The organism is Streptomyces sp. NPDC046915, from assembly GCF_040644935.1.
In the GTDB taxonomy this organism is placed as follows: Bacteria; Actinomycetota; Actinomycetes; order Streptomycetales; family Streptomycetaceae; genus Streptomyces.
The window spans coordinates 132,300-142,788 of the sequence record NZ_JBEYXB010000020.1; the positions used below are offsets into that span (position 1 = coordinate 132,300).

Annotated in this window: 9 protein-coding genes and 1 pseudogene; 4 read left to right on the forward strand and 6 right to left on the reverse strand. The window is 68.7% G+C overall.

Annotated features, from left to right (window positions below):
* Nucleotides 1–138: 138 nt before the first annotated feature.
* Genes ABZ915_RS38160 through ABZ915_RS38170 form a run of 3 tightly spaced genes read right to left on the reverse strand, consistent with a single transcriptional unit; the run spans nucleotide 139 to nucleotide 1,984 of the window.
* Nucleotides 139–336: a hypothetical protein gene (locus tag ABZ915_RS38160; protein ID WP_361813009.1), complete on the reverse strand. Its 198-nt coding sequence runs from the start codon at nucleotides 334–336 to the stop codon at nucleotides 139–141.
* Nucleotides 333–1,634 (reverse strand): FtsK/SpoIIIE domain-containing protein, encoded by a 1,302-nt coding sequence (locus ABZ915_RS38165; protein WP_361813011.1) that lies wholly within the window; start codon nucleotides 1,632–1,634, stop codon nucleotides 333–335. The genes ABZ915_RS38160 and ABZ915_RS38165 overlap by 4 nt, the downstream gene beginning before the upstream one ends.
* A complete protein-coding gene (locus tag ABZ915_RS38170; protein ID WP_361813013.1) occupies nucleotides 1,634–1,984 on the reverse strand; it encodes a hypothetical protein in 351 nt (116 codons plus the stop codon). The genes ABZ915_RS38165 and ABZ915_RS38170 overlap by 1 nt, the downstream gene beginning before the upstream one ends.
* A 165-nt stretch (nucleotides 1,985–2,149) precedes the next feature.
* Between ABZ915_RS38170 and ABZ915_RS38175 the strand changes: the two genes are divergently transcribed.
* Nucleotides 2,150–2,929: a GntR family transcriptional regulator gene (locus tag ABZ915_RS38175; RefSeq protein ID WP_361813015.1), complete on the forward strand. Its 780-nt coding sequence runs from the start codon at nucleotides 2,150–2,152 to the stop codon at nucleotides 2,927–2,929.
* A gap of 410 nt (nucleotides 2,930–3,339) precedes the next feature.
* Here the strand turns inward: ABZ915_RS38175 and ABZ915_RS38180 are convergent, their stop codons facing one another.
* Together ABZ915_RS38180 and ABZ915_RS38185 are read right to left on the reverse strand one after the other, a co-directional pair.
* A complete protein-coding gene (locus tag ABZ915_RS38180; RefSeq protein WP_361813017.1) occupies nucleotides 3,340–3,636 on the reverse strand; it encodes a hypothetical protein in 297 nt (98 codons plus the stop codon).
* 320 nt (nucleotides 3,637–3,956) lie between these two features.
* Nucleotides 3,957–4,514 carry an ATP-binding protein gene (locus ABZ915_RS38185; RefSeq protein WP_361813019.1) on the reverse strand — a complete coding sequence of 186 codons (558 nt, stop codon included), beginning with the start codon at nucleotides 4,512–4,514 and terminating at the stop codon, nucleotides 3,957–3,959.
* Between the two features lie 209 nt (nucleotides 4,515–4,723).
* Between ABZ915_RS38185 and ABZ915_RS38190 the strand changes: the two genes are divergently transcribed.
* Nucleotides 4,724–6,100: a sporulation protein gene (locus tag ABZ915_RS38190; protein WP_361813021.1), complete on the forward strand. Its 1,377-nt coding sequence runs from the start codon at nucleotides 4,724–4,726 to the stop codon at nucleotides 6,098–6,100.
* A gap of 3 nt (nucleotides 6,101–6,103) precedes the next feature.
* Here ABZ915_RS38190 and ABZ915_RS38195 read toward each other — a convergent pair whose 3' ends face one another.
* Complete coding sequence (locus ABZ915_RS38195; protein ID WP_361813023.1) at nucleotides 6,104–7,018, reverse strand: aminoglycoside phosphotransferase family protein; 915 nt, start codon at nucleotides 7,016–7,018, stop codon at nucleotides 6,104–6,106.
* Between the two features lie 412 nt (nucleotides 7,019–7,430).
* Here ABZ915_RS38195 and ABZ915_RS38200 point away from each other — a divergent pair, with 412 nt between their 5' ends.
* On the forward strand, nucleotides 7,431–7,934 hold the full coding sequence (locus ABZ915_RS38200) for a hypothetical protein (protein ID WP_361813025.1): 504 nt from the start codon (nucleotides 7,431–7,433) through the stop codon (nucleotides 7,932–7,934).
* A gap of 332 nt (nucleotides 7,935–8,266) precedes the next feature.
* A pseudogene (locus ABZ915_RS38205) lies at nucleotides 8,267–10,489 on the forward strand (hypothetical protein); the annotation flags it as partial.

Sequence of the window (10,489 nt, forward strand, 5' to 3'; positions counted from 1 at the left end):
GCTGGTCAGCGGATGGTTCCGGTGCCGCGGCAGACGCGGCAGCGCCGAAGGCGTCCGGTCCAGGTCCTGCGGGCTCCGTCGCCCTTGCATTGCGGGCACCTCACGCGAGGCATAGGCATGGCCGTGCGTCCTTCCTGATCAGAAGTGGGTGAAGCCGCTGAGGACCCAGGTCACGAAGCCGTTGATCGTGAGGCTGACGGGCGTCTGGCCGAGGTACATGCCGAACAGGACGATGCAGACCGCCTCCCACACCCGCACGTCGCGGGAGCGGACGAGGAGGAAGGTGATGACCCCGAAGACCACCACGAGAGACACGGCCGTACCGGTGCTGATCACTTGTCGTCTCCTTCCAGGGCCGCGAGGGCCGCGCCGAGGGTGGGCAGGTCGGGGGCCATTCCGGCGTGCTTCCGTGTGATCGCTACGGCCTCATCCGTGGATGTCAGGTGGGAACGGGCGCGGCTCCATCCGCCGTCCGGCCCGGTACACACGGCCACGCCCCGCTCTTGAGCGGTGATCGACTGGGCGACGGCCACGGCGTCCTTGTTCAGGTCTCCCAGCGCCATTTCCGCCGTGCCGGGATCGTTGACGCGGTGACAGATCCGCCCGCCGAGCTGCGCGCGCAACGCTGTGACGCCAGGGCCGAGGTCGGAGCCGACCCGCTGTCCGGCCACGACCAGGTGAATGCCGAGCGCGGCGCCAAGCTGCGCCAGGCGGAGGAGGAGCGTGGAGCACTGCTCCGCCTCTGCCTTGCCCTCGCGGGTGCCGTCGGACAGGTACAGTTCCGCGATCTCGTCGACGATCACGACGACCGGCGCCGGCCGGAGTTTCTCCGGGAGCTCCCAGATGGAGCGGACCCCGGCCGACCGGCACGCGCCCATCCGGTCCTGCATGTCGACCACCAGGGCCGAGAGAACGGCGACCGCCTCACGACGGCAGGTGGCCAGCGCGCTCAACCGCCCGGCGAACAGGCCCAGTTCCATGCCGCCCTTGCAGTCGATGCCGACCAGGGCAACCCGTTGAGTCGCCAGCTGGGTGATCAGCCGGGCCAGCAGCGTGGACTTGCCGGACCGGGTAGCCCCAGCGATCAACCAGTGAGGCACCAGCCGGAGGTTCATCACCCAGGCGCCGCCGCTCTCCAGGACGCCGATGAGCGCGGAGAGCAGTTCGGCCGGAGCCTGGGCTAAGCCGGGCCGCTCAAGCGGATCCGTGGCCGTGGCGGTCAGCAGGACGAGGCCACGTTCCGGCGAGGTGACCCGGACCGCGTGCACCTTCCACGCGTGGACCAGCGCGTCAGCCGCCTTCATGAAGGCTGCCGGGGTCTGCCCCGCGTGCAGACGCACGGTCACGGTCAGCCCCAAGCGGGTGGCACGAGGGAAGGAGCCCCGGGGAGCCACCGGCCGCAGCGGATCACCCTTGACCACCAGGTCCCCGAGCAGCCCGCGCGGCGGACGGTGCGAGACGGCGAGGTCGTTGAGCATGGCGACCTTGCGCCAGGTGAACACCACCCGGCAGGCAGTGGCCGGGTATCCGACGAGGTACCAGTGCCAGGCCGGACGGTGCCGGCGCACCAGGTCACCGACGACGACCAGCCACGCCAGGACGGCGAGCACCAAGGCGAGCAGAATCGGCCCCATCACGCCTCACCGCCCTTCGCGTGCCCCACCGGACCGCCGTGCACGGCCGTGATCGCGTCGGCGCGGAAGCTGACGCCGTGCCGGTCGCCCATCGACCACATGAACGCGGTCAGACCGGTGACCTTGACGATCTGTCCTTCCTCGATGCCCTTGGGCTGACCGCTCACGGCGATCTCGATGACAGAGATCCGTCGCCCGTCCTGCCGCACGGTCACGGCCACGGTCCAGACCGGGTTGCCGTCCCGATCCCTCTTCACCTCCTGTGTCTCGGAGTTGGTGATCTTTGCTTCGGGCGCGATGGCGCACCGCAGTACGCCCAGCCGTGCCGTGTCCACGGGAATGGACTGCATGATTTTTGGCCTCCCTGGCCAATCGAGACGCCAGACTCGATCTGACGTCACTTGTCCTGACGAGTTACGACTATGAAGTCCTGTACGGCGAGAGCGCAACTACTTATGCTGACGAGTGATGTCGCGCGTGCGACGTGCCTACGACCTCAACCCGGAGATGCCGAGATGTCAGAGATCCAGCGCCCCGGAGCCCTCTACCAGCAGGTGGCCGCCGCGATCCGAGAGGCGATTCTGTCCGGCGAGTTCGCCCCCGACTCCCTGCTGCCATCCGAAACCCAGCTCATGGCCCGCTACGGCGTCTCCCGCCCCACAGTCCGCAACGCCATTGCGGCACTTCGGGCAGAAGGACTGATCGACGTACGCCACGGCAAGGGCAGCTTCGTACGCTCCGACGGACAGCCCGCCCTCACCATCGAGCGCCGCATCAGCCTCACCACCGACGGCCGCTTCGTCATGCCCAACGGCGACATCTGGCAGGAGGCCGAGGAGCCGAGCACCTACCGCACCCGCACTACCAAGGCCACCGGCCGACTCCTCCAACTCGGCGAAGAAGAAGCACTGTTCGGGTGCGACCGACTGCTGATCGACCCGAGCACGGGGACACGGGCGATGCACCGCACTCTGATCCCCTTCGAGGTCGCCGAAGCGGTGCCGCTGCTCGCGGAGGAGCCGTGCAAGCGCCCGGCCGCGATCTACCGGTTGCTCACCCAGGACGGACAGAAGCTGTCCTGGACCGAGACCGTGCGCGCCCACATGCCGCTGCCCGACGAGCGGACCACGCTCCAACTCCCGGACGCGACGCCGGTCCTGCACGTGGCCCGAGTCGCGCACGGCACCGACGACCGCCCCCTGCTCCTCGAAGAACTCCGCTTCGGCGCCGACCGTGCCGAACTCGCCTACCGGATCACCGCCGACAAAGAGCCAGCCCGACGCCCCCGCGCCTGAGCGCCAACGGCCACGTGTCGAATACGTCTTCACTTCCTCAAGGGCGCGCCTGCGGCGCGCCGGGTCGCCCGGCCGCCCCGGCCGGGCGTGCGGCGTGGACGCCGGTCCCGTCCGGACGGCCGACGCCCCCGCCCGCAGCACACCCGAGAAGTCGAGGCGACGCCAAGCCGGCGCAGGCCGGGGCCCACGGGGCTGGGGGTCGACGGCCTCCGAGACTTTACGCAGCCACCATGGGGCGAGCCTCGAAGAACAGGGGGCCCATCGGGCACAAACTCGGGCAGGACCAGTACCTGCCCGATTCGCCGGGCCAGCGTAAGGCCCCCTGTTCACTCGCCCCATGGCAGCTCCAGCCCAAAGTCTCTCCGGCCGGCGACGTGCCCAGGCGCACCGCTCACCAGCGAAAAGACCCCTCACGCCGCACCGCCATTGCCGTCCGCGCGCCCGTCAAGGAGCTGGGCAAGCCGGTCCACGGCGTCCGGCCAGCCCACCACTCGCACCACCGCGCGCCCGTCCTCGTTCGTCGAGGCGACGGCCCGCACAGCAGACAGCTCCAGACCCACGCACAGGAGCGCCCGGTTCAAACGATCGGCCGACTCGCGCGCCGTACGCCAGCCCTCGATGTAGTCGACGCCGGACACCCACAGCCCGGAGTCCACACCCGTGACCTCAAGACCGTCACCCGGCCAGTCCTCACCGAAGCCAGTCACCTTGTCCACCTCTGCCCTGATCTAGGTAACGGATCGTCAACTTCCTTGGGCCAGCGCCAAAACGCAGCACGACGGCCCCGGTACCATCAGGTACCGGGAACCGCCGTGTTCCCAGCCGGGCCACCCATCGCTTACCAGGGCAGGGGTGGCCCGGTGTCATTTGTGGTTATGAGGCGCGGCCCCTCGGCCGGGAGGGGAGCCCCCGGAGACAGGAGAGACCGCGCCAGCGGTCGGAGTGGGTCAGACTCCGGCCGGTGTCCGAGCCGTTGCCAACTCCCGATCGCGAGGGAGTGAGGCATCAGGTGACGGCCCGGAGTTCATCAGACGGGCGTGAGCCCGGCTCCGCTGTCCAGGTCGAAACGGCACCAGACCGTCTTGCCACCCTGCTCACCCGGCGTCCACCAGACCGCCGTCGCCACCCGCTGAGCGATCATGAGCCCACGCCCGCTGTCGGGCAGGACCGCCTCTGACAGTTCCCCCACCAACTCCGGCGCGAGCCAGTCACCCATCGGGAGCAGTGGAGCCGTCGAGTCCTCATCCGTGACGCCGATGAAGAACCATTTCGGATACAGCTTGAAGGTCACGTCGATGCGCCGACAGCCACCGGGACGAGTCTGGTGGCGATCCGGCACAGCGTGATTCACCACGTTGCCGACCAGCTCCGATACGACCAACCGGGCGTCGTGCATCACTTCGTCTGGGACCGCGCCCCGCAGGAACACGGAAGTCGTGTCGCGCGCGATGCGAGCAGTGCCGGCGCACTCGGCGAAGAGCGTCAGCGCCAGGAACCGCCCGCCCGAGCGCGGATCCGGCGTCACGAACCAGTGGGCGTAAGCATCCAATTCGCTCGCCACGCTCTGGGCTTTCCCCGCATCCATCACGTTCCCTTCCGAGCCTCGACGGCCCTCACGTCACCGCCTGCTGCACACAAGCCAGTACACGGCGGAAGGCATGTGACCGGGAGCGTTCACCAGGGGGTTCACATGAACACGGGCAAAGACAAGGGGGGTTCACTAATGAACCCCCCAAGGCGAGACTGCTGTGACACGATGGACACTCGCCGTAATTCTCGGGCTGGCAGGGGAGCATGAGCCGAGAGCCGAACGCGAAGCTGATCGCAGTCATGGACGAGGCGCAGGTCTCGAACAAGGGCCTGGCGAAGCGCATGCAGGAGACCGCCGATCACCGCGGCCTTGATCTCAGGACAACGCATATCTCCGTGCAGCGATGGCGGAACGGATCAGGAATCCGGCCCGAAGCGGCCTCAGTCATGGCCGACGTCCTGAGCACCAAGCTTGGTCGCCGCCTCACGCCCGCCGATCTCGGCTTTTTCGATCTCTCGCAGGCGGCCGCACCTCAGTCGATCGAGTACCCGGGCACCGTTCCCGACGTGCTTTCCATGCTCGACGGGCTCACCCACGAACATGCTGACGCTCACACCCCGGACCAACTGATCATCGCGGAACCCGACCTCAGCTCCGCCGTCTTGTCATGGATGATCGCGCGCCCCGACGGCATCCAGGCCGACAGACCCGCTCACAGACGAGTCGGCATGCGTGACGTTCGCGCGATCAGAGAAGCCGCCGGCTTGTTCATGCAACTCGACTTCAAGTACGGCGGAGGCCATGGCCACAAGGCACTTCGCCACTACTTCCGCGAGGATGTGTTGCCCCTGCTCGGCACGAGCTACAGCGAGAAGGTAGGCACCGCGTTATTCGGCGCCGCCGCCGAGATATCGCAGTTACTCGCGTGGACCGCGTACGACGTCGGTAACCACCGGCTTGCTCACCGCTACCTGACTTCCACGCTGCGCCTGTCCCAGGCCATCGACGACCGCATGTTTGGCGCCCGCCTCCTCGGCAACCTCAGCCACCAGGCCAACTACCTGGGCAACCACGCCCAGGCGATCCAGCTAGCCCGCGCCGCCGTCGAGGGCGCCAAGGGCCGGGCGACCCCGCGTGTCATGGCGTTGAGTGCGGCGATGGAGGCCCGCGCCCTGTCTAACGCAGGCGACACCATCGCAGCGGGACGCGCCATGAACGAGGCCGAACGCTACTTCGAGTGCGCCGACACCGCCGAAGATCCAGCGTGGATCGGCTACTTCAACTCCGCCGAGCTCATGGGCGAGCTCTGCCACTGCTTCCGCGACCTCAAGATGCGCCGGGAAGCCGTCGACCAGGCCCAGCGAGCCGTCGACAGCACCGACCCGAAATACGCCCGCACCCTAGGGTTCTGCCGCATGGTGCTCGCCCAGAGCCAGCTACTCAACGGCGAGTTGGAAGCCGCCGTCACCACCGCAAGCCTCGCAGTCGACGGCGGCGACTCCCTCCAGTCCACCCGCTTCAAGCGCTACGTGACCGACTTCCAGAAGGAGGTCAGTGTGCACGCGGCGAACCCGGCCGTAGCCGCCTTCAACGAGAAGGTGCACGACGCGCTCACCCGCTTGGACGAGGACGACGAGTAGCAGCTACCAAGGCCGCCAGTCACGCGGCGCATCGTCGTTCCGCAGGCCAGCGATACGCCGGCGGTACTCGGCAGCGGTGTCCTCATCTTCCTGCACGTTCTGCATGAGCCACGTCGTCATCCCGAACTCTTGGATAGCCCGCAGCGTCTCGTATCCCGGCCAGTCGTACAGGTCGCGCCCGTACGCCGTCACGAAGTCGGCATACTGCTCGTCGGTCTGCCACCCAAGGCTGTGGTGTTCGACGGCCGTAACCATGAGATCCCACTCGGGATGGTCGTAGCAGAACATCTCGAAGTCGATCAGGATCACGCGGCCCTGGCCGTCCACCATGAGGTTCTGCACGTGGGCATCCCCGTGCACCGGCCCCTTCGGCGTATCGAACCGCAACTCGGCGAACTTGCCCTGTACTTCCCGCCAGCGCTTCCGCAAGAAGACCCTGTCATCATCCGGGATCACCGCCCGGTCGAGCCGCAGCGCTTGCTTGTCGAAGGGATCGTACGAGGGCAGTACGAGCCCCTCCGGCACGGTCAGCGAGTGCAAGTCTCGCAGGACGCCACCCAGCTCCCCGTACGTCGCCTTACGGTCTCCCTCAACGACCAGATGCCAGAACGTCACCGGGTGACCATCGATCAAGATCGGCTGCTCCAGGTCCTCAACGATCCGAGCCGCCGGCAGCCCTTCCCTCGCTAGCCACTGTGACACAGCCACTTCGGTCTGGGCTTTGGGCAGCCACTCCTTCCCCCGCGCCACACGTACGATCACCGGCGCCGAAGCGAGCCGGAACAGCGCGTTCTCCCCGAGCCGGATCAACTCCGCGCCTCTGTCATCGAGCCCCGCAGCCCGGCATGCGGCAAGCATCACCCGCGAAGCCGTCGCCGACGTGAACCCCTCTTCCGATCGAGCAGCGTCAACCGCCATGCCCGTACCAGCTCCCCTAGTCGCGCGCGATCAACCAGTGCGGGCCTCGGGTGACCAACCCAACGCGCACCGGACACACGAGCACGACGGTACCCAGAAGCAGGCGGTCTCAGCGAGAGCAGGAGATCTCAGCTTGGGAAGCTAAGGTGATCTAGAGCTCACTGCGGGGCTGACCTGCTACGAAAGGGCATCGGTGCCTGTATGTGGGCCCGTTGATTCCCCGATGTTCCCGGTAGTTCCCCATCTGGCACGGGTCTGGCACGACCTTCTTTGTCGGAACCATCGGCCGGATGGCCATTGCGGTCCAGGACCCTAAAATGCATCAGTTGGGACAGGCGTATCCGCCCGTGTGGTCCTGTGTGTTGGGCATGATGGAGCGGGATGACCGTTTCGGGGGAAGGATGCGAGGCGCATGGTGATTGAGGCCGGGGTGGTGGCCGGGTATGTGATCGCGTGGACGGTACGCAAGGCCCGCCGAGCGGCTGGCCGTTTGGATGCCGAGGTCGATACGGTCATCGATGCAGGGCTGGACAAGCTGCACACCGCGGTGGCCGCTAGGCTCGGCGCGCACCCTGTCCTGGATGATCTGGCCGAGGAGGCCGCCACCGGGGAGGGGCTGGTCAGCGAGCTGACCCGTCAGCAGGTGGAGCTGGCGGTCACCGCCGCGGCGCGCAAGGACGACGTCTTCGGCCGGGAGGTCACCGAGCTGGTGGCCCAGCTGCAGGTTGCGGAGAAGACCAGCGGCATCTCGGTGGTGACCGGCGCCGGGTCGGCGGTGTTCATCGGGGACGCCCATACCGAGGCCTGCGGGGACGGGGTCGCTTTCGGGCAGATCGCCGGGGACGTGCACGTGGACCGCGGTGTTACGGGCGGGCAGCACCCGGGCCCTTCCGAGCCGGGCCGGTCACGCCCCTGACCGTACCCGGCACAACCGGTGGCATAGCTGCGGCCGCGACGGTGCAGTCGCCAGCCGCTCCAGCCAACCAGCCCCCTGGGCACGTATACACGGAGCATGGCGGCACCAGTTTCGGTCATGTTGCCGGAAACGTGGCGGTTTATAAACAGGGAGGGCCTGCCGTGCCGCGGCCGGTGCGCTCGGCGTACCTGCGGCAGGTGGAGCGGATCGCCCCACCGCAGTTACTGGGCCGGGAGGCTGAGCTGGCCGAGCTGGCAAGTTTCTGCTTGGACGAGTGTCGCGGTCCTTATGTGTGGTGGCAGGCGAGGCCGTGGGCGGGCAAATCTGCGCTGTTGTCCACTTTCGTGCTCAACACGCCTACCCCGCCCGCCGCCAGCGGAGTGTGGCTGGTGTCGTTCTTCATCACCGCCCGGCTAGCCGCGCAGGACACACGTGAGGCGTTCACCACCGCACTGACGGAGCAGCTGTGTGCACTGCTCCGTCAGGACCTACCGGCCAGCGGAGATGAGGCAGCCCGGGAAGCAGCGCTGCTGGATCTGCTCACCCAGGCCGCAGCCGTGAGTCAGCAGGCAGGTTGCCGACTGGTGCTGGTCGTTGACGGGCTGGACGAAGACCGCGGCGTGACAACCGGCCGGGGGGCACACAGCATCGCCGGACTGCTGCCCAGCCGCCCGTCGGCCGGGATGCGGATCATCGTTGCTGGACGGCCCAATCCCCCGATCCCCGACGATGTGCCCGACTGGCACCCACTACGTGACCGGGGCATCATCCGCCTGCTCAGTGACTCCCCGCATGCCAGGAATCTGCAGCGACTCGGCCAGTCCGAACTCAAACGTCTGCTCGCCGGCAGCCCCATCGAGCAGGATCTGCTGGGCCTGCTCACCGCCGCCCGGGGCGGCCTCTCCGGTCCCGACCTGCGAGAACTGACAGGCGCGGACCTCGTGACCATCGAGGAGATATTGCACACCGTGGCCGGGCGCACCTTCACCCGCCGTCTCGCCGCCTGGACGCCGGACGAAGGACGACAGGTGTACCTGCTCGGCCACGAGGAACTACACAACGCCGCCTGTCACTACCTCGGACATGACCGCCTGGCCCACTACCGGGACCGGTTGCACACCTGGGCCGAGGACTACCGCACACCCACCGACCAGCCGCCGTGGCCGCCGCACACCCCCGAATACCTGCTGACCGGCTACCCCCGCATGCTGACCACCGCCGGCAACACCGACCACTTGATCACCCTGGCCATCGACCCGGCACGCCACGACAGGATGCTTGACCTGTCCGGCGGCGACGACACCGCCCTCACCGAGATCAAAACCTGTCAAGACCTACTCCTGCACTGCCCGGAACCGGACCTGTACGCCCTGGCCAGGCTGTCCCACCACCGCGGACAAATCGAATCCCGCAACGCCCACATCCCCACCGAACTCCCCGCCCTGTGGGCCACGATTGGCCAACCCAACCGGGCCGAGCAGCTCGCCCGAGCCCTTACCGACCCGTGGGAGCGGGCGCGGACACTGGCCGGGGTGGCTGGGGCGGTGGCCGCCGCCGGTGACCACGACCGAGCCGAACAGATCGCCCGCACCATCACCGACCCCTCGGAGCGGGCGCGGGCGCTGGCCGCGGTGGCTGGGGCGGTGGCCGCCGCCGGTGACCACGACCGAGCCGAACAGATCGCCCTCGCCACCACCGACCCCTCGGAGCGGGCGCAGGCGCTGGCCGCGGTGGCTGGGGCGGTGGCCGCCGCCGGTGACCACGACCGAGCCGAACAGATCGCCCGCACCATCACCGACCCGTGGGAGCGGGCACACGCGCTGGCCGCGGTGGCTGGGGCAGTCGTCGCCACCGGTGACCACAAGCGGGCCGAGCAGATCGCCCGCACCCTCACCGACCCGTGGGAGCAGGCGCGGACACTGGCCGCGGTGGCTGGGGCGGTCGTCGCCACCGGTGACCACAAGCGGGCCGAGCAGATCGCCCGCACCATCACCGACCCGTGGGAGCAGGCGCAGGCGCTGGCCGCGGTGGCTGGGGCAGTGGCCGCCACCGGTGACCACAAGTGGGCCGAGCAGATCGCCCGCACCATCACCGACCCGTGGGAGCAGGCACGCGCGCTGGCCGCGGTGGCGAAGGCAGTGGCCGCCGGTGACCACGACCGGGCCGAACCCGTCGCCCGCACCATCACCGACCCGCGGGAGCAGGCGCGTGCACTGGCCGCGATGGCTGGGGCGGTGGCCGCCGCCGGTGACCACAAGCGGGCCGAGCAGATCGCCCGTGCCATCACCAACCCGTGGGAGCGGGCGCGGGCGCTGGCCGGGGTGGCTGGGGCGGTGGCTGCCGCCGGCGACCACGACCGGGCTGCCGGACTGGCTGCAGACGCCGAACAAGTCGCCCGCACCATCATGGACCCGCGGGAGCGGGCGCGGGCGCTGGCCGGGATGGCTGGGGCGGTGGCCGCCGCCGGCGACCACGACCGGGCTGCCGGACTGGCTGCAGACGCCGAACAAGTCGCCCGCACCATCATGGACCCGCGGGAGCGGGCGCGGGCGCTG